A 20153-nucleotide genomic window follows, 5' to 3' on the forward strand; every position below is an offset into this window, starting at 1 on the left:
TAAAAACGCGCGCAATCGCCTGTCATTAAAATATATTTGTATTTTTAAAATTTATTTAATACTTTATTTTCAGTAAGTTACGCAATTATTTTTCCATTTAAACACGATAGCCTGGCTACCATTTCGTCAAACATGATCCACATCAATTACTGACCTATACTCCTTTGTTAGTATTTTTTCAGACAACTTCAGGAGTAAGTTAGTGTGAAAACTGACAACCCTTTTAATCTTTTATTACCCGCCGCAATGGCGAAAGTGGCCGAAGACGCCGGTATCTATAAAGCAACCAAACATCCCTTTACTACCTTCTTTCTGGCCATAAACGCTGGCGTATTCATCTCAATCGCATTCGTTTTTTATATTACAGCGACTACCGGCAGTGGCGCGATGCCTTATGGTATAGCCAAACTGATTGGCGGTATCTGCTTCTCTCTCGGTTTGATGCTGGTCGTGGTGTGTGGTGCCGACCTTTTTACCTCGACGGTACTAATCGTCGTGGCTAAAGCCAGTGGTCGCATCAGCTGGGGTCAGCTGGCCCGCAACTGGATTAACGTCTACGCCGGTAACCTGGCCGGTGCACTCTTCTTTGTCGCCCTGATGTGGTTTGCCGGACAGCATATGGTTGCGAATGGTGCATGGGGGTTGAATGTCCTGGAAACCGCCGATCACAAGATGCATCACACCTTTATAGAAGCAGTCTGTCTGGGTACATTAGCTAATCTGCTGGTCTGCCTCGCCGTCTGGATGAGCTATTCCGGTCGCAGCCTGACCGATAAGCTGGTCGTGATGATTCTGCCTGTTGGGATGTTTGTCGCCAGCGGTTTCGAACACAGCATCGCTAACATGTTTCTCATTCCCTATGCCATTACTATCCGCGACTTCGCAACACCTGAGTTCTGGCAGGCTGCTGGCACCACGGCTGCACAGTTTCATTCGCTGACCGTCAGTAACTTTATTCTCCATAATCTGATTCCCGTAACGATCGGTAACATCATCGGCGGTGGCGTTTTGGTTGGGCTGACTTACTGGGTTATCTATCTCCGCAAAGGTGACCAGGTACATTAAACGCATTTTTGACGGCACAGGACGTTGACTGTGCCCGACCGTAAAGTCTCTTCATATAAGGCAGGTATATTATGACCGAACTTAATGCAAAACTGGCTTCAGCATGGGAAGGATTTGCTGAAGGCGAATGGCAGAACAGCGTCAATGTGCGCGACTTCATTCAGAAAAACTACACCCCCTATGAAGGTGATGAGTCATTCCTGGCGGGCGCCACTGAAGCAACCACCAGGCTGTGGGAAAGCGTGCTGGAAGGCATCAAAATTGAGAACCGCACCCACGCGCCAGTCGACTTCGACACCGATCTCGCCTCCACAATTACCTCGCACGACGCGGGCTACATTAATAAGTCTCTGGAAAAAATTGTTGGTCTGCAGACTGAAGCACCATTAAAACGCGCCATCATTCCTTATGGCGGCATCAAAATGGTCGAAGGTTCATGCAAAGTGTATGGCCGTGAACTCGACCCTTCTCTGAAAAAAATCTTCACCGAATACCGCAAAACACACAACCAGGGTGTCTTCGATGTTTATACCCCGGACATTCTGCGCTGCCGCAAATCAGGTATTCTGACCGGTCTTCCTGATGCTTATGGTCGTGGTCGTATTATCGGTGACTATCGTCGTGTGGCGTTGTACGGCATCGATTTCCTGATGGCGGATAAATTCTCTCAGTTCGCATCACTGCAGGAAGATTTAGAGAACGGTGTGAATCTCGAGGCGACCATTCGTCTGCGTGAAGAGATCTCCGATCAGCATCATGCGCTGGCCCAGATCAAAGAGATGGCCGCAAAATATGGTCATGACATTTCCGGTCCGGCCACCAACGCGATGGAAGCTGTGCAGTGGACTTACTATGGTTACCTGGCTGCCGTTAAATCACAAAACGGTGCTGCCATGTCCTTTGGCCGCGTCTCAACCTTCCTGGATGTTTACATTGAGCGTGATCTTAAAGCCGGTAAGCTGACGGAAGAACAGGCTCAGGAACTGATTGACCATCTGGTCATGAAACTGCGCATGGTTCGCTTCCTGCGTACCCCAGAATATGATGAGCTGTTCTCTGGTGACCCAATCTGGGCAACCGAATCACTGGCAGGTATGGGCGTTGATGGTCGTACACTGGTATCCAAAAGCACTTTCCGCTTCCTGAATACCCTTTACACCATGGGTCCTTCACCTGAGCCAAACATGACCATTCTGTGGTCAGAAAAACTGCCCATTAATTTCAAGAAATACGCCGCTAAAGTCTCTATCGATACCTCATCTTTGCAGTATGAGAACGATGACCTCATGCGTCCTGATTTCAACAATGACGACTATGCCATCGCCTGCTGCGTGAGCCCGATGATTGTCGGCAAACAAATGCAGTTCTTTGGCGCACGTGCCAACCTGGCGAAAACGCTGCTTTACGCAATCAACGGCGGCGTGGATGAAAAACTGAAAATGCAGGTTGGACCGAAAGGCGACAAAATCAGCGACGACGTGCTGGATTTCGACACCGTCATGGAGCGTATGGATCACTTCATGGACTGGCTGGCGAAGCAGTATGTGACTTCGCTGAACATCATCCATTACATGCATGATAAGTACAGCTATGAAGCGGCACTGATGGCCCTGCATGACCGGGATGTCTATCGCACCATGGCCTGTGGTATCGCCGGTCTTTCTGTTGCTGCGGATTCACTTTCAGCAATTAAATACGCCAAAGTGAAACCAATTCGTGACGAAGATGGTCTGGCGATCGACTTCGATATCGAAGGTGAATATCCACAGTTCGGTAACAACGATGCCCGCGTTGATGACCTGGCCTGCGATCTGGTTGAACGCTTCATGAAGAAAATTCAACAGCTGACTACCTATCGCAATGCCGTGCCGACGCAGTCTGTCCTGACTATCACTTCGAACGTGGTGTATGGTAAGAAAACCGGTAACACGCCGGATGGACGTCGCGCTGGCGCACCGTTTGGACCCGGTGCTAACCCGATGCATGGTCGTGACCAGAAAGGTGCTGTGGCTTCACTGACTTCTGTCGCTAAACTGCCGTTTGCCTATGCGAAAGATGGTATCTCCTATACCTTCTCAATCGTGCCAAACGCGTTGGGTAAAGATGATAATGTGCGCAAAACCAACCTTGCCGGTCTGATGGATGGTTACTTCCATCACGAAGCCAGCATCGAAGGCGGCCAGCACCTTAACGTCAACGTCATGAACCGTGAAATGCTGCTGGACGCGATGGAGCATCCGGAGAAGTATCCGCAGCTGACAATTCGCGTTTCTGGTTACGCTGTACGCTTTAACTCATTGACTAAAGAGCAGCAGCAGGATGTGATTACCCGTACCTTCACACAGTCACTGTAATCACGGCTAAACCCGATAAAAAGGCTCCTCGCGGAGCCTTTTCCTTAAAAGTCTGTTCTGATGGTCATCTTCATCAAGGTTCCTCTCAGAATCGATTTCCTGCCCTGAGCGCAACAGAGATTGCGCCGTCTGTCCCGGCAGACTCACTGGAGAAACATCGCAATGTCAGTTAACGGTCGTATCCACTCATTTGAATCCTGCGGGACCGTCGACGGTCCCGGCATCCGTTTCATCACCTTCTTCCAGGGCTGCCTGATGCGCTGTCTCTACTGTCACAACCGTGACACCTGGGATACTCACGGCGGAAAAGAGATCAGCGTCGAGGCGCTGATGGCGGATGTGCTCTCCTATCGCCACTTTATGAATGCGTCTGGTGGCGGTGTTACTGCGTCAGGGGGTGAAGCGATTCTTCAGGCTGAATTTGTGCGTGACTGGTTCCGCGCCTGCAAGGCCGAAGGCATCCATACCTGTCTCGACACCAACGGTTTCGTACGCCGCTACGATCCAGTGATCGACGAACTGCTCGACGTGACTGACTTAGTGATGCTCGATCTCAAACAGATGAATGATGACGTGCATCAGATTCTGGTGGGTGTATCCAATCATCGTACGCTGGATTTTGCCCGCTATCTGCAGAAAAAAGGCAAGCGGACCTGGATCCGATTTGTCGTGGTACCTGGCTATTCTGACGATGATGACACCGCGCATCGGCTGGGTGAATTCACACGTGACATGAAGAACGTCGAGAAGATTGAATTACTGCCCTATCACGAGCTGGGTAAGCATAAATGGATTGCGATGGGTGAAGAGTACAAGCTGGATGGGGTGAAACCACCGGGGAAAGAGACGATGGAACGCGTTAAAAACATTCTCGCCAGCTACGGTCACGAAGTGATGTACTGAATAATCGGTCATAAAAAAGGGAGCTTAACGCTCCCTTTTTACTGTTCAGCGATCAGGCATGTGCCACTGGCGTCGCCTGCTGATCCACTTTACGCAGCAGCATCAGCAGATAGATCAGCGCCACTGCGGCGATCATCACAAACAGCAGCCGGTCAGAATAATTCTGCATCAGAACAGAGGTCATTGCGGGTCCAGCCAGACTGCCAACGGTATAACTCATCAGCAGCGCCTGATTCATCGCAACCAGTTCATGATGTGCGACTGTCTCGCAAGCCCAGGACATCGCCACCGGATAGAGTGTGAAGCCTGCCAGTCCCAGAACAAACAGCGCTGGCGCCATTGCGGCATTGGTTAACATGGCCATCGCCCCCAGGATAACGACAAAGACCTGCACCCGCAGCACCAGCAAGCGGCCGAAACGATCGGCAAGACGACCAACTGGCCACTGCCCGACAATTCCTGCGCTAACCAGTAACGCCATCCAGTAGCCGACATTGGCATCACTCATTCCCTGATGCGACAGGTAAAGCGGCATCAGGCCATAAAGCGAGCCTAAAACGATACCGGAGATAATGCACCCATTGATGCCGAGACGTGAACTGCGGCGACGAAGCATCGGCCAGATGCGAGCCGGTGCCGCTTCAGCCGCTTCACCGGTGGCTGATACCCGTGTGAAGACCAGCGGCAGTACCGCGCAGAACACCAGCGAAGTGACCCAGGGTACTACGCTCAGTAATTCTGTTGAGAGTGTGCTGACCAGTAACTGACCGGTTACAGTGCCGAGATAATAAACGATCATATAGGCAGCCAGTAGCTGTCCACGATTGCGGACGGTTCCGCTACAGAGAAGTGCGCTTTCAACCACGACCCACATCAGTGCACAGCCTACGCCCGCGACAAAACGAAGCGAACTCCATGCCCAGAAACCTTCCATCGTTACCAGGCAAATCGTTGCCACGGCAAAGAGTCCTGTTGCCAGATAATAACTGCGATTAAACCCGTAATGCCTGATTAACCAGCCTGCCAGCAATGTACCTGCCAGATTGCCGGTGTAATAAGAGGAACTTACGATACCCACCTGCCAGGTTGTCAGTAAGTCATGCGTCAGCCACAGCGGAACAAGCGTATTCAGCACGGCAATGGCGACAGTCATTAACATCAGGCCGCAAAGCAGCAATATCACGGGGCGTGACCAGGTTGACATAGGGGATAAAAACCAGAGCAAAATGAAGGAAATTGCGCGCAGTTTGCCACTGGCTTTTTTAAAGTCAATGGGCCGAATTTGACAGCAGCACATTTTGCTGCGGGACAATTTAATTTACTAATCTTCAGTGGGTTACAATTGTATTATGCGGCACGCTGCTGAACGCTATCTTTATGAAAAATTAGCTTTTTAAGCGTTCCGGCGCACCTGGTATCGATAACGTTTATTTGTGAATAAATTCCGTCTCAATAAATCCTTTTTTTCAAAAATCAGGCATAAAAAAACCCGGCCATAGCCGGGTTTAAGAGATTGTGAATCGCTTAGCCGATGATATCAACGCCATTCATGTAGGGGCGTAAAACTTCAGGTACGGTGATGCGGCCATCTTCCTGCTGATAGTTCTCCAGCACCGCGACCAAAGTACGGCCTACGGCCAGACCTGAGCCATTCAGGGTATGAACCAGACGCGGTTTCTTTTCCTGTTTGTTGCGATAACGCGCCTGCATACGACGCGCCTGGAAATCACCCATGTTGGAACAGGATGAAATCTCACGATAGGTATTCTGCGCTGGCAGCCAGACTTCCAGATCGTAGGTTTTGGTCGATCCAAAGCCCATATCGCCGGTACAGAGTAAAACCTTACGATACGGCAGATTCAGCAGCTGCAGCACTTTCTCTGCATGACCAGTCAGCTCTTCCAGCGCATCCATGGACTGTTCCGGAGTGACAATCTGCACCATTTCAACTTTGTCGAACTGGTGCATACGGATCAGGCCGCGCGTGTCACGACCGTAAGAACCCGCTTCAGAACGGAAGCATGGCGTATGCGCGGTCAGTTTAACCGGCAGGCTATCCTCTTCCACGATCTCGTCGCGCATCAGGTTGGTCAGCGGCACTTCCGCGGTAGGAATCAACGCATAGTTGCTGCTGTCTGACTGCTCTTCCAGCGGACGGGTATGGAACAGGTCTTCGCCAAACTTAGGCAGCTGTCCGGTACCATAAAGCGTTTCGTGGTTAACGAGGTAAGGCACGTAGGTTTCAAGGTAGCCATGCTGCTCAGTGTGCAGGTCAATCATAAACTGACTCAGTGCACGGTGCAGGCGGGCAATCTGCCCCTGCATGACCACAAAGCGCGAACCGGTCAGTTTCACGGCAGCCGCAAAATCCAGACCTTTCGCCGCTTCACCCAGCTCAACGTGATCTTTAACCTGGAAGCTGAATTCGCGCGGTGTACCCCAGCGGCTCACTTCCTGGTTTTCGCTGTCATCTTTGCCCAGCGGCACTTCATCTGCCGGAATGTTCGGCAGCGCCAGCGCAAAGTCACGGATTTGATTCTGCAGTTCATCCAGTTCTGCTTTTGCGGCATCCAGGCGTTCGCCCAGCGCGTTCACTTCCTGACGCAGCGGCTCGATGTCTTCCCCACGTGCTTTGGCCTGACCGATGGATTTGGATCGGGAATTACGCTCTGCCTGCAGATTTTCAGTTTCCACCTGCAGTACTTTGCGACGCTCTTCAAGCGAACGCAGCGTTTCCACATCCAGTTTGTATCCCCGGCGTGCCAGTTTTTCTGCGACTGCGTCTGGCTCGTTACGCAGCAGATTGGGATCGAGCATGCTTATCCTGTGTATAAAAAGTTGGTTGAAAGAAGGGACGCATTCCTGCGGAATGCGTTGAAAACATTGCCCACATTACCGTAACGTCTGTTTCAGCGGTAGCGTTTTGTCGGGCTATTTTGATCCTGCTCAGCGAGCCAGCTTAGCTTTTCACCAATCTTACCCTCAAGCCCGCGCTGGGTTGGAGTGTAATAGCGTGCGCTGGCCAGTTCCTGCGGAAAATAGACTTCACCGGCGGCATAAGCGTTGGTTTCGTCATGGGCATAACGATACTCTTTGCCCAGGCCCATCTCTTTCATCAGCTTAGTCGGCGCATTGCGCAGATGCTCAGGTACATCGTAATCGGGATGGTCGCGCGCATCACGCATTGCAGCCTTAAACGCGTTATAGACCGCATTACTTTTAGGCGCGCAGGCCAGATAGACAATTGCCTGCGCAATAGCACGCTCCCCTTCTGCCGGCCCGACACGCGTAAAGCAATCCCAGGCCGCAATTGCCACCTGCATACCGCGTGGGTCGGCATTGCCGACATCTTCTGAGGCGATAGCCAGCAACCGGCGTGCCACATAGAGCGCATCGCCACCTGCGGTAATAATGCGTGCATACCAGTAAAGCGCCGCATCGGGTGCCGAACCGCGCACAGATTTGTGCAGAGCCGAAATCAGATCGTAAAAGCGGTCGCCTTTGTTATCAAAACGCGCGGATCGCTCACCCGAGACTTCGTTGAGCAACTGCGGCGTCAGTTCACGCTGACCCGAGGCGGTGATTTCGGCCATATCCGCCATCATCTCCAGCGTGTTCAGCGCCCGGCGTGCATCGCCATTAACCAGCTCAGCAATCATCCTGCGCGTGTTGTCCGGCAGCACAATATCACTGTCGCCATACCCGCGTGTTTTGTCCTGCATCGCCTGATCCAGCACCTGCTCAATATCTTTCAGAGTCAGCGATTTCAGCAGATAGACGCGGGCGCGGGAGAGCAACGCGGAGTTAAGTTCAAAAGAGGGGTTTTCGGTGGTCGCGCCAATAAAGGTAATCGTGCCATCTTCGATATGCGGCAAAAAAGCATCCTGCTGGCTCTTGTTGAACCGATGGACCTCATCCACAAACAGGATGGTGCGCCGCCCGGCATGTTTATTCTGGCGGGCACGCTCAATTGCCTCACGAATCTCTTTCACACCCGAAGTGACAGCTGAGATACGCTCCACATCGGCGTTACCATAATGCGCAATGATTTCAGCGAGTGTCGTCTTGCCGGTCCCGGGTGGTCCCCACAGGATCATCGAGTGCAGGTGCCCTGCTTCAATCGCGCGCGGCAGTGGTTTGCCCGCACCCAGCAGATGTTGCTGACCAATGTACTGTTTCAATGTTTCTGGCCGCATACGCGCGGCCAGAGGTTTGAAATTTTCGGTGGAAAAATCCAGAGACAGGTTACTCACCGTGACCTCACTGACGTTGGTCGTCCACCGTCACGCCTTTAGGCGGTGTGAACGTGAATTTATCCGGGCTGATAGCGCCATTCTGCTGGCTTTTCAGCTGGTAATCACTGCGCTGGCCATCCTGTTCGATAGCGCTGAAGCGGTTAATGGTGCCGCTGGAGGTCACCTGAATGGTGAACTGTTTCAGGTTGCCATCACTGTTTTTCGGTGTCAGCTCGAAATTGTCACCCTGCTGTTTGATGTTGTACTGCTTCCAGTCGTTCGACTGGTTGCGGGCAATCAGCATAAACGGCGTATTGCTGGTCGCATTCTGCAGCAGACTTACAGTCGCCTGCTCAACAAATGGATTGTAGAACCACAGCGATTTACCGTCAGAGATAATGATGCTTTCGTCCGGCGCGGTCATGTGCCAGTTAAACAGGCTGGGACGTTTAACCCACAATTCGCCTTCACCATCCTGCACATTGGCACCGCTGCTGTCGGTCACTTTTTGCGTGAAGCTGGCGTGGAAGCTGCTGACCTTGTTCAGGCGCTGTTGCAGATCACTGGAAGCATCAGCCAGAACGCTGGCTGAAGAAAAAGTGGCCAACAGGCCAAGAGCGATTACGCGTAATTTCATCTGCTTCAATTCCTTATTTAAACGTTCCCATCGATAACTGCATTAAGCCTGGTCGCCGTTCCGCCATCAGAACAGAGGAAAAAGCCGAAAGCTGATCCAGATATGGGGGTTAACCGTATAAAAACAATGAGCCAGTCGAAACTGGCTCATTAAGTAGTGTTTCAAAACATTTAACCGCTACATATCGTGAGGCGGTGGCGACAGCACTTCACGGTTACCATTGTGGCCTGGTGCAGAGACGATACCCTGCGCTTCCATCTGCTCAATAATACGTGCAGCACGGTTATAGCCGATGCGGAACTGACGCTGAACGCCTGAAATCGAGGCTCGGCGCTTATCGACCACAAAGCCGACAGCCTGATCGAAGAGTGGATCGAGTTCTTCATCGCTATCGATGCCACCAGCACTTTCGCTCTCTTCGCCTGCCGTAATACTGTCGATATATTGCGGACGACCACGTGCTTTCCAGTCCTGAACCACCGCATGCACTTCCTGATCACGCACAAAGGCACCGTGAACACGAACTGGCAGTGAGGAGTTTGGCGGCATGTAAAGCATGTCACCCATACCCAGCAGTGACTCCGCGCCGCCCTGATCGAGAATCGTACGTGAGTCTATCTTGCTTGAAACGGTAAAGGCGATACGTGTCGGGATATTCGCTTTGATCAGGCCAGTAATGACATCTACGGATGGACGCTGTGTTGCCAGCACCAGATGGATACCCGCAGCACGGGCTTTTTGTGCCAGGCGCGCAATCAGCTCTTCAACCTTTTTCCCCACCGCCATGATCAGGTCAGCAAACTCATCGACCATCACCACGATATAAGGCAGTTTCTCCAGAACCGGCGGGGTCATATCCATGCTGTCGCCCGGTTTCCAGAACGGATCAGGAATCGGACGGCCCATCGCTTCGGCTTGCTCCACTTTTTCGTTGTAACCCGCCAGGTTACGAACGCCCAGCGCCGACATCAGCTTGTAACGTCGCTCCATTTCACCGACGCTCCAGCGCAGCGCATTCGCGGCATCCTTCATGTCGGTGACAACTTCGGTCAGCAGATGCGGAATGCCTTCGTAGACCGACAACTCCAGCATTTTCGGGTCGATCATAATGAAGCGAACTTCTTCCGGTGTCGCCTTGTAGAGCATGCTGATGATCATGGCGTTCACGCCCACAGACTTACCGGAACCGGTAGTACCGGCAACCAGCAAGTGTGGCATTTTCGCCAGGTCGGCCACGACCGGCTGACCGGCAATGTCCTTACCCAACACGACGGCCAGTGGCGACGGATTGTCGCGGAATTTAGGGCAATCCAGTACTTCACGCAGATAGACGGTCTGACGATGTTTGTTTGGCAGTTCCAGGCCCACATAAGGTTTGCCAGGGATCACTTCCACCACGCGAACTGCGACAGTCGAGAGTGATCGTGCCAGGTCGCGCGACAGGTTAGAAATACGTGCGGCCTTCACACCCGGTGCCAGGTCAAGCTCGAAACGGGTGATAACCGGGCCAGGCGAGATGCCAACTACTTCGGCTTTGACGCGGTAATCGCCTAAGCGTGACTCCACCAGACGGGCAGTCTGCTCCAGCGAGAACATATCAACCGGCTCTTCCTCTTCAGGTGGCGCCGTCAGGAGATCCAGCGAAGGCAGTGGCGTGGACGGTTTCTCCAGCGGCTGCTCATGGCGCATCAGGAACGGATGGATCAGGCTGTCATGCAGTGAAGGTTTCGCTTCTTCAACTGGCTGAACCGGCTCAGCGGCTGGCGCGCTATAAGACGGCGCGCTATAAGACGGCGCGCCATAAGCCGGGGCCTGAGGCGCCGTTGGTGCAGCATACACAGGCGCAGACGGAGCGGCATAATCCGCTTCAGGCTCTGCTGGCGTACCATAAGCAGGTGCAGAATAAGCCGGGACCTGAGCTGCCTCTGGTGCATGATAAACAGGCTCTGCGGGTACCGCAGGCGTCGCTGGCGCACTATAGGCAGGTTCTGCCGGTGCAAAACGGGCAGGTGCAGGCACCTGAGCCGGTGCCTGAGGGCTTGAGACCTCACTCACCTGCTGCCACGGTTCGTGTGAAGCCGCAGGTGCTTCCGGCTCCGGCGTCGCGGCAATCGTAAACAGCGGTTCAGACGGGCCGTCATCCACCAGATCTTTCATCGGTGAAAAATCGAACGCTGAGGCAGTATCAATATTTAATACCGGCTCTTTTCTCACTTCAGGTTCATAGCGCTGCTGTTGCTGCTCGGCGAACTGACGTGCCAGTGCATCCTGCTGCTGCGCATCCTGCTCATCTTGTTCGTCCTGCTGCCAGCTGGTGCCGTAACGTTGCTGCTGCTCAGACTGGAAGGCCTGACGCAGTTCAGCCTGCTGCAGTGCCTCTTCTGCATCAGATGCAGTGGAAACCGACGTAACCGGGGCCGTTTCGCTCTCTTCCGCTTTGGCTTTCTCTTCAGCCATGCGCTGAGAAGGTAACTTAATGCCATAAGAGGCCAGTTCACGACGTGTAGGCAGTTTTACCGGATTAGGACGCGGCAGCGCCGGTCCGATACCCTGCTTAACCTGCGGATTCAGATTGGTTTCAGGTGCCAGGTCAAAAACAGGTGCAGTACGTGTGGCCGCCGTTGCGGCAGCGGCAGTGGCAGTGGCGGCTGTAGCGGCCGCAGGGATCGCTGATGTGTCACGCCAGTTACCCATTTTAGGTTCGTCATCGTCGTAAGCATTGAACGACGGCGCAGCCGGGGCTTCGTCTGGCATTTCAAAGTGGTAAAGCGGTGGTGAGGCCGCGGGTGCAGGAGCATTCTGCGCCGGAGACGGGGCCATCGTTGTACCATAGGATGCAGGGGTGCTCTGTGCAGATGCTGGAGCAGGTTGTGCCGTTGGCGATGCGGGCATTGCTGCTGATGCGGCAGGCGCCGATGCAGTAAAGGCCGCTGCAGCAGGTGCCGCGTTAACCGGCGCTGCGGGAGCGATGGTCACTTCTGCAGCTTCCGCAGTGGCGGCTACTGCCGCACTGGTTGCGGCTGCCGCTTTCGCCAGTAGCGGATCCGGCTGTGTCGGCACAGGCTGAGGGGCAGCGCGTGGCGCGGAAAGCAGCACATCATCTTTCTGATCGGCAGCACGCGGCGCAGACAGCAGCACGTCATCATCCTGGTCGGCGACATGCAATGCAGGGACATCCGCATAATCTTGCGCGTCCCGCTCGTCATCCTCTTCCTGCCAGGGCTCATCGTGACGTGAGCGGTTGCTGGCAAACGTCAGCACGCCCATGACGACGCCGCCAATTCTTTCTGCAATGGTGAGCCATGACCAGCCGGTATACAGGGTTATCCCCGCTGCCCAGACGCAGAGCAGCATCAGCGTGCCGCCAGCCGGACTGAACCAGGGGGCAATAGCATTACTGACCAGGCTGCCAATCACGCCGCCCGAGGCAAAGTACCAGATATCATCGGCGTTCAGCGCCGCCATACCACAGGTCGTCACCACCAGCGCGAGGACGCCAATTAAGCGTAACCCGACGGCAAAGTAGTCAAAGTAGTCCTGGCTGTCGCGCTGACGGAAAGCAATCCAGCACAGACCCAGGATGACGGGCGGAATGGCGTACGCCATCACACCAAAGATGAAGAGTAAGGTGTCAGCCAGCCAGGCACCGACGCTGCCGCCGATATTATGGATAGGTTCATGCCAGGCCGTTTGCGACCAGCTCGGATCGGAAGGGTTAAAACTGACCAGTGAAACCATCAGGTAGATAGCAAACAGCGCCACCAGAATCAGCAACGCTTCCAGCAGACGACGTCCACTGCTCAGCGATTGTAACGAAACGTCTTTATCTTCTGTATATTCCTGGCTCAAGAGGACTCTCCAGGTGCCTGTAAAGTAAGAAGCAACAGCGTCGGGCAAGCCCGACGCTGATCCTGTATGAATGCACAGGAGTGTACCGAAATCTCACAGGTTTTGCACCTGCCCCGCATCAGCGAGTTTTGATCACCAGTCGATTGCTCTGTTTGACCTCTTCCATCACCACATAAGTTCGCGTGTCGTTTACGCCCGGCAGGCGCAACAGGGTTTCACCCAGCAGCTTACGATAGGCAGACATATCAGGTACGCGCGTTTTCAGCAGGTAGTCGAAATCGCCAGAAACGAGGTGACACTCTTGAGTTTCCTCAAGTTTTTGCACAGCGGCGTTAAATTGCTCAAACACATCCGGCGCACCACGATTCAGAGTAATCTCAACGAATACCAGCAGAGAGGCATCCAGATAGTGCGGGTTTAACTGCGCGGTGTAACCAAGAATAAATCCCTGGCGTTCGAGACGGCGTACACGCTCAAGACATGGCGTAGGCGATAAGCCTACGCGTTTGGAAAGCTCTACGTTTGAAATGCGACCATCTTTCTGAAGTTCATTCAGAATGTTCCTGTCAATTCTGTCGAGGTCTTTCCCGGGGCGTTTCTTATTGTCTACCATTATTATTGTCTCTCTTAATTCCTTCCCTTTACCTGCCACGCCCTGAAAACGCTCAATGTTCGGGGCATTTCTGAAGTGAGCTAACAGAGCCTGTGATCTGACACCTATCGATATGACGCATGTTGTCTGTCCACATCATGCGTCATTATCCATATCAGGCTGCTTTTATTCGGCGTTACACGCAAAACAGGCGACGAAAACCTGTTTTGTTCCGATAAATGTTATTCGCTTCTGATAATGTTTTCGCAAAAGCGCAGGCGATTGTCAAAGTAAAATCACCAAATTCAGGACAAGATGCCAGACAGACCGCTGGGTATCTGTTTTTAAATGAGTATTTTTCCACTTTTGCACCTCTCAAAGCCGATTTTTGCCCCATTCTGGCGCATTGACCAGGCAAAACCGCCGCTCATCGTCTACGCCACTTGCAGCTATCGTTAACAAAATTGGCTAAGTCTTGTTATTGTCGCCGGATATTCCCTACAATCGCAGGCTATGTCAGCCGAATGAAACTGAGGAACGCATGAGTACGGCCAAACACAGTAAGTTACTCATTCTGGGCTCCGGCCCAGCGGGTTATACCGCAGCCGTTTATGCTGCACGCGCCAACCTGAATCCGGTGCTGATCACCGGTCTGGAAAAGGGCGGACAGCTGACCACCACCACTGAAGTGGAGAACTGGCCGGGCGACCCGCACGATCTGACAGGTCCATCGCTGATGGAGCGCATGCACGAGCATGCCGAAAAATTTAATACTGAGATCATTTTCGATCACATCCACACCGTTGATCTGCAGAACCGCCCGTTCACCCTCACTGGCGACAGCGGCGTATACACAGCAGATGCCCTGATCATCGCCACCGGTGCGTCAGCGCGCTACCTGGGTCTGCCGTCTGAAGAGGCGTTCAAGGGCAAAGGTGTCTCTGCCTGTGCAACCTGTGACGGTTTCTTCTATCGCAACCAGAAAGTCGCAGTGATTGGCGGGGGTAACACGGCCGTTGAAGAGGCGCTCTATCTGGCGAACATCGCGGCTGAAGTGCATCTGATCCACCGTCGTGACAGTTTCCGCGCAGAGAAGATCCTGATCGACCGGCTAATGGAAAAAGTGCGCAATGGTAATATCGTGCTGCACACCCATCGTACGCTGGAAGAAGTCACAGGCGATCAGATGGGTGTGACCGGTCTGACACTGCGTTCTACCCAGAACAGTGATGAAACAGAAGCGCTGGAAGTCGCGGGTCTGTTTGTTGCTATCGGACACAGTCCGAATACGGCTATCTTCGAAGGTCAGCTGGCGCTGGAGAACGGTTACATCAAAGTTCAGTCGGGTCTGCACGGTAACGCCACTCAGACCAGCATTCCTGGCGTCTTTGCGGCAGGGGATGTGATGGACCATATCTATCGTCAGGCGATTACCTCTGCGGGCACCGGCTGCATGGCCGCGTTAGATGCTGAGCGTTTTCTTGACGGGCTGGTTAAAAACGATCGGTAAGTTGTTAACCCTCTGATCTCAAATATTCCAGGCGACGGTTTTTCCGTCGCCTTTTTTATAGCTCTCATGCTAGATTCTGGCGCCTGAAGAGATGGAAATGTCTTTCCATTTTCCCCTGTCACCGACATTTAGTATGGTCTCGCATGGACAAATCGCGGCAGCAGCATCTTACCCGCTGGCTTCGTCAGCAACGTCGTTTCGCCGGTCGCTGGTTGCGGCTCAACACGCTGCTGGGCATGGTAAGTGCCCTGCTGATCATTGCCCAGTCTGGTTTACTGGCCTCGCTGCTGCAGGCGCTGATCGTTGACCAGCAACCGCGTGAAGCACTGACGGTCAGTATCCTGCTGTTACTGCTTTGCTTCGTACTGCGCGCCCTGATTAACTATGCCCGTGAACTGACCGGCTATCGTGCCGGGCAGGCTATCCGTCAGGCGTTACGTCAGCAGGTCTTAGACCGGTTGTCTGCGCTGGGCCCGGCGTGGATACAGGGGAAACCAGCCGGGAGCTGGGCGACTCTGCTGCTGGAGCAGATCGAAGAGATGCAGGAGTATTACGCCCGCTATCTGCCGCAGATGACGCTGGCGGTGCTCATCCCCTGCTGCATTCTGCTGACTGTTTTTCCGCTGAACTGGACCGCGGGTCTAATCCTGTTTGCCACTGCGCCGTTGATTCCGCTGTTTATGGCGCTGGTCGGCATGGGTGCGGCCGAGGCCAATCGCCGCAACTTCCTGGTGCTGGCCCGCCTGAGCGGTAACTTTCTCGACCGTCTGCGCGGCAGAGAAACGCTGCGGCTGTTTCATCGTGGTGAAGCAGAGCAGCAGGCGGTTGCCGACGCCACCACCGATTTTCGCCAGCGCACCATGGATGTGCTGCGTTTAGCGTTTCTCTCCTCCGCCGTGCTGGAGTTTTTTGCCTCGTTAGCCATTGCTGTGGTAGCCGTCTATTTTGGCTTCTCCTATCTGGGCAAATTGCATTTCGGTGATTATGGCCACGGCGTGACGCTGTTTGCCGGGTTCCTGGTTTTGATCCTCGCCCCGGAATTTTTCCAGCCACTGCGCGATCTCGGCGCGTTCTATCATGCCAAAGCCCAGGCGGTCGGCGGTGCCGATGCACTTGAAGCCTTTATGCAGGCGACGCCCGACGTTATCCGGCAGGATGGCCCGCAGCCTTTCACTGCCGAGCGCGCAATCTCACTTGTCGCCGATGATCTGCGAGTCTGCGCGCCCGATGGCCAGGTGCTGTGCGGCCCGCTCACCTTTACCATCGCTGCGGGTGAGCAGATTGCGCTGGTCGGTCAAAGCGGGGCCGGTAAAACGGCCCTGATGAACGCCCTGCTCGGTTTCCTGCCTTATCAGGGCTCGCTGAAGGCGAATGGCGTTGAACTGCGTGATATACGACGGAGTGACTGGCATCAGCAGCTTAGCTGGGTAGGACAGAACCCGCAGTTACCGGCAAGCACCTTGCGCGACAATATCGTAATGAATGCTGCCTGGGACGGCGAGCGCTTTGCAACGCTGCTGGAATCGTGCGGCATTAATGAGTTCCTGCCTCGTCTGCCCAGGGGCATTGAAACCCAGCCCGGCGATGGTGGTCATCAGCTGTCGGTGGGTCAGGCACAGCGAGTGGCGGTCGCACGCGCGCTCTATAAATCCTCACATTTATTGCTGCTTGATGAACCGGCAGCCAGCCTGGATGCACTCAGCGAACGTCATGTCATGGTGGCCCTGAACCAGGCGGCTGCCCGCCAGACCACGCTGATGATTACTCATCAGATTGATACGCTGAGTCGCTGGCAGACCCTCTGGGTGATGGAGGCGGGTAAGCTGGTGCAACAGGGTAACTGGCAGCAGCTGTCGCAACAGCCTGGTCCCTTCAGTGAGATGCTGAAGCATCGTCAACAGGAGATTCGCTGATGTCAGCCTTGCGTCCTTTTCTTCGTCTCTGGCTGCGCCACCCTTTCCGTCTTGCGCTGGGCATTGTGCTGGCGATTGTTACCCTGCTGGCCAGCATCAGCCTGCTGACCCTGTCAGGCTGGTTTCTTGCCGCATCGTCAGTGGCAGGCGTAGCAGGCCTCTATACCTTCAATTATATGCTGCCCGCGGCAGGCGTCCGTGGTGCAGCGATCATCCGCACTGCCGCACGCTATGCTGAACGTCTGGTCAGCCATGATGCGACATTCAGAGTGCTTCAGCATCTGCGTGTCCACACCTTCAGCCGCCTTATGGCGCTTTCGCCAGAGCAGCTGTTGCAGTTCCGCCAGGCGGACCTGCTCAACCGTTTTGTGGCCGATGTTGATACGCTGGATCATCTCTATCTGCGCGTCATTTCGCCGCTGCTTGGCGCATTTTTGGTGATAGTGGTAGTCACCGTCGGGATGAGTTTTATTAATATTCCGCTGGCACTGACGCTGGGCGGTATCATGCTGAGTACGCTGATTCTGATGCCGTCGCTATTTTATCGTCTGGGCTCACCGGCAGGCATCGCGATTGCCCACGGACGCGCCCGCTGGCGCTTGCAGCTGATGCAGTGGCTGGCGGCGCAGGCTGAACTTACGTTATATGGGGCCTCGCAGGGCTGGCGTCAGCAACTTGACGAAGATGAACGGCGCTGGCAGCAGGCACAGAGCCAGCAACAGCGTTTACAGGCCGCCGCCCAGAGCCTGCTGCTGCTGATCAGCGGCATAACCGTAACCCTGCTGCTCTGGCTTGGTGCTGCGACAATCAGAGAACAGCAGTTACCCGGCTCGCTGATTGCGCTGGTCGTGTTCTGCGCTCTTGCCGCCTTTGAGGCGCTGGCACCGGTTGCAGGGGCTTTTCTGCCTATGTCGCAGGTGAAAACTGCCGCGCATCGGGTTAATGACATTATCGATCAGTCACCCGCTATCACCTTCCCGGCAAGGTCAGACGCCCGGTCAGGACCGCTCTGCATCAATATTGATCGGCTCGACTTTAGCTACCCCGACCGTCCGGATAAGGTACTCAACAGCTGTACCCTGCAGGTGGCCGCGGGTGAACATATTGCGCTACTGGGACCGACCGGCTGCGGAAAATCGACGCTACTGGCGCTGCTGACCCGCGCTCGTGAGAGCCAGCACGGTGTCATCAGCCTGAATGATCTGCCGATTACCGCCTGGTCAGAGTCCGCGTTGCGCCAGCGTATCAGCGTGGTGACGCAGCGGGTTCACCTCTTCAGCCAGAGCCTGCGCGCTAATCTGCTGCTGGCCTGCCCCGATGCCACTGATGAGCAGCTATGCCGCGTTCTGAACGACGTTGGCCTGCAACGCCTGCTTGAGAATCAGGAAGGATTAAACGCCTGGATGGGCGAAGGGGGTCGCCCGCTTTCCGGCGGCGAACTGCGTCGGCTGGCGCTGGCGCGTGCGTTACTGCACGACGGCGATCTCTGGCTGCTGGATGAGCCCACCGAAGGGCTGGATGCCACCACCGAGCAACATATTCTTGCCCTGCTGCAACGGCTGACTGCCGGAAAAACCATGCTTATGGTCACTCACCGGCTGAGTGGCCTGGAACAGATGGATCGCATCTGCGTGATGGATAATGGCGCGATTGTTGAGCAGGGCAGTCATGCGGAATTAATCTCAAAAGCAGGGCGCTACTGGCGTTTCCGGCAGCGTATTGCGTTATAGTCTTAGCGAAATGCCGATGAGTAACATAACGCGATGAGACTGGTACAACTGTCACGGGAATCTCTGATCTTTCCCCCGCCGGAGATGGCGCTGCGTGAGCCAAATGGCCTGCTGGCCATGGGCGGTGATCTCTCCCCTGCCCGATTACTTAACGCTTATCAGCACGGTATCTTTCCGTGGTTTTCGCCCGGCGATCCCATTCTCTGGTGGTCGCCCGATCCCCGGGCCGTCCTGCTGCCTGAGCAGTTTCATCTCAGTCGTAGCATGAAGCGTTTTCACAGTCGTTCACCTTATCGGGTAACAATGAACGAGTCCTTTGCCGAGGTCCTTGAGGGCTGCGCAAGCGGTCGCGAGGAAGGCACCTGGATTACCTTTGAGATGAAGCGAGCCTGGTTACGACTGTATGAACTGGGCCACGCGCACTCGATCGAGGTGTGGGATGAACATCAGCTGGTGGGTGGCATGTACGGGCTGGCGATGGGGCAAATCTTCTGCGGTGAATCGATGTTCAGCCGTCAGCAGAATGCATCAAAAACAGCACTTTGGGTCTTTTGTCAGCATTTCGTCCGACATCAGGGCCGACTGGTGGATTGTCAGGTACTTAATCCTCATACCGCCTCGCTGGGTGCGCAGGAGATCCCGCGCGCGGATTATCTGCAATATGTGCAAAGCCTTGCTTACCAGCCGGTCAGCGATGGCTGCTGGCAGACACAAACGCTTTTTTAGCCCTGCAGAGATGTTTTGCACACATAAAGGCGCATAAGTGGTATATTAGTCGGGTTTGGTATGTCGTCCGCGCTTCGCAATATCGAGCCGGAATTGCCAGGCTGGGAATCTCAACGCACTCTCGGAACTGTTTTCAATCGTGCGCATGTAACCGGTTGATTCAGATTCTTAGCCCGCTAATCCCCTGCAGACGTCACCTTAAACACCCTAATTTTACCGGATGCGCGCAACTTACGTGCACCCCGGCAAAGCGTTGGCAAAATCGCCGACGGTTCTTTACATAAATCGTTGAATTGGGCATTATCTTGCCGGTTCAACTGAAAGGTAGTACACCCAGAGGATTCGATGGCCAAAGAAGACAATATTGAAATGCAAGGTACCGTACTGGATACGTTACCTAACACCATGTTCCGCGTAGAACTTGAAAACGGACACGTGGTCACTGCTCATATCTCCGGTAAAATGCGCAAAAACTACATCCGTATCCTGACGGGTGACAAAGTGACCGTTGAGTTGACCCCGTACGACCTGAGCAAAGGCCGCATTGTCTTCCGTAGTCGCTAATTTGCAGTAATCTCATCGCTCTGCATATTGCAGCGAAAAAAAAGGCCGGATTTTAATCCGGCCTTTTTCACATCT

At 54.1% G+C, this 20153-nt stretch carries 14 protein-coding genes; 8 read left to right on the top strand and 6 right to left on the bottom strand.

What is annotated here, in order from left to right:
* The first annotated feature begins 204 nt into the window (after nt 1-204).
* The 3 genes from focA to pflA all read left to right on the top strand — a co-directional run bounded on the left by focA (nt 205) and on the right by pflA (nt 4322).
* Nucleotides 205-1065, top strand: a complete 861-nt coding sequence (gene focA / locus ACTJKZ_RS07885; RefSeq protein WP_161734222.1) for a formate transporter FocA — start codon at nt 205-207, stop codon at nt 1063-1065.
* A 71-nt stretch (nt 1066-1136) separates the two neighbouring features.
* Nucleotides 1137-3419, top strand: a complete 2283-nt coding sequence (pflB, locus tag ACTJKZ_RS07890; RefSeq protein WP_285085978.1) for a formate C-acetyltransferase — start codon at nt 1137-1139, stop codon at nt 3417-3419.
* 162 nt (nt 3420-3581) lie between these two features.
* Complete coding sequence (gene pflA / locus ACTJKZ_RS07895) at nt 3582-4322, top strand: pyruvate formate lyase 1-activating protein (RefSeq protein WP_161734226.1); 741 nt, start codon at nt 3582-3584, stop codon at nt 4320-4322.
* Between the two features lie 52 nt (nt 4323-4374).
* Here the strand turns inward: pflA and ACTJKZ_RS07900 are convergent, their stop codons facing one another.
* The 6 genes from ACTJKZ_RS07900 to lrp all read right to left on the bottom strand — a co-directional run bounded on the left by ACTJKZ_RS07900 (nt 4375) and on the right by lrp (nt 13656).
* Nucleotides 4375-5526 carry an MFS transporter gene (locus ACTJKZ_RS07900; RefSeq protein WP_260057770.1) on the bottom strand — a complete coding sequence of 384 codons (1152 nt, stop codon included), beginning with the start codon at nt 5524-5526 and terminating at the stop codon, nt 4375-4377.
* 320 nt (nt 5527-5846) lie between these two features.
* Nucleotides 5847-7139: a serine--tRNA ligase gene (gene serS, locus ACTJKZ_RS07905; RefSeq protein WP_033732108.1), complete on the bottom strand. Its 1293-nt coding sequence runs from the start codon at nt 7137-7139 to the stop codon at nt 5847-5849.
* A gap of 92 nt (nt 7140-7231) precedes the next feature.
* Nucleotides 7232-8575 (bottom strand): replication-associated recombination protein A, encoded by a 1344-nt coding sequence (locus tag ACTJKZ_RS07910; protein WP_440829432.1) that lies wholly within the window; start codon nt 8573-8575, stop codon nt 7232-7234.
* 7 nt (nt 8576-8582) lie between these two features.
* On the bottom strand, nt 8583-9194 hold the full coding sequence (gene lolA / locus ACTJKZ_RS07915; RefSeq protein WP_003849334.1) for an outer membrane lipoprotein chaperone LolA: 612 nt from the start codon (nt 9192-9194) through the stop codon (nt 8583-8585).
* Between the two features lie 177 nt (nt 9195-9371).
* Nucleotides 9372-13043 (bottom strand): DNA translocase FtsK 4TM domain-containing protein, encoded by a 3672-nt coding sequence (locus ACTJKZ_RS07920; RefSeq protein WP_440829433.1) that lies wholly within the window; start codon nt 13041-13043, stop codon nt 9372-9374.
* Nucleotides 13044-13161: 118 nt separating this feature from the next.
* Nucleotides 13162-13656 (bottom strand): leucine-responsive transcriptional regulator Lrp, encoded by a 495-nt coding sequence (gene lrp, locus ACTJKZ_RS07925; protein ID WP_006118610.1) that lies wholly within the window; start codon nt 13654-13656, stop codon nt 13162-13164.
* 520 nt (nt 13657-14176) lie between these two features.
* Here lrp and trxB point away from each other — a divergent pair.
* The 5 genes from trxB to infA all read left to right on the top strand — a co-directional run bounded on the left by trxB (nt 14177) and on the right by infA (nt 20078).
* Entirely contained in the window at nt 14177-15145 is a 969-nt protein-coding gene (trxB, locus tag ACTJKZ_RS07930) for a thioredoxin-disulfide reductase (protein ID WP_013357303.1), read from the top strand.
* Between the two features lie 143 nt (nt 15146-15288).
* A complete protein-coding gene (cydD, locus tag ACTJKZ_RS07935; RefSeq protein ID WP_440829434.1) occupies nt 15289-17058 on the top strand; it encodes a heme ABC transporter permease/ATP-binding protein CydD in 1770 nt (589 codons plus the stop codon).
* The gene (gene cydC / locus ACTJKZ_RS07940; protein ID WP_440829435.1) at nt 17058-18788 is read left to right on the top strand and encodes a heme ABC transporter ATP-binding protein/permease CydC; all 1731 of its coding nucleotides are present in this window, start codon (nt 17058-17060) and stop codon (nt 18786-18788) included. The genes cydD and cydC overlap by 1 nt, the downstream gene beginning before the upstream one ends.
* A gap of 33 nt (nt 18789-18821) precedes the next feature.
* Entirely contained in the window at nt 18822-19514 is a 693-nt protein-coding gene (gene aat / locus ACTJKZ_RS07945) for a leucyl/phenylalanyl-tRNA--protein transferase (protein WP_161734240.1), read from the top strand.
* A gap of 345 nt (nt 19515-19859) precedes the next feature.
* A complete protein-coding gene (gene infA / locus ACTJKZ_RS07950) occupies nt 19860-20078 on the top strand; it encodes a translation initiation factor IF-1 (RefSeq protein ID WP_002211347.1) in 219 nt (72 codons plus the stop codon).
* Nucleotides 20079-20153 lie beyond the last annotated feature (75 nt).

The sequence above is a fragment of the Pantoea sp. 22096 genome (assembly GCF_052045955.1).
Classification (GTDB): Bacteria; Pseudomonadota; Gammaproteobacteria; order Enterobacterales; family Enterobacteriaceae; genus Pantoea; species Pantoea alfalfae.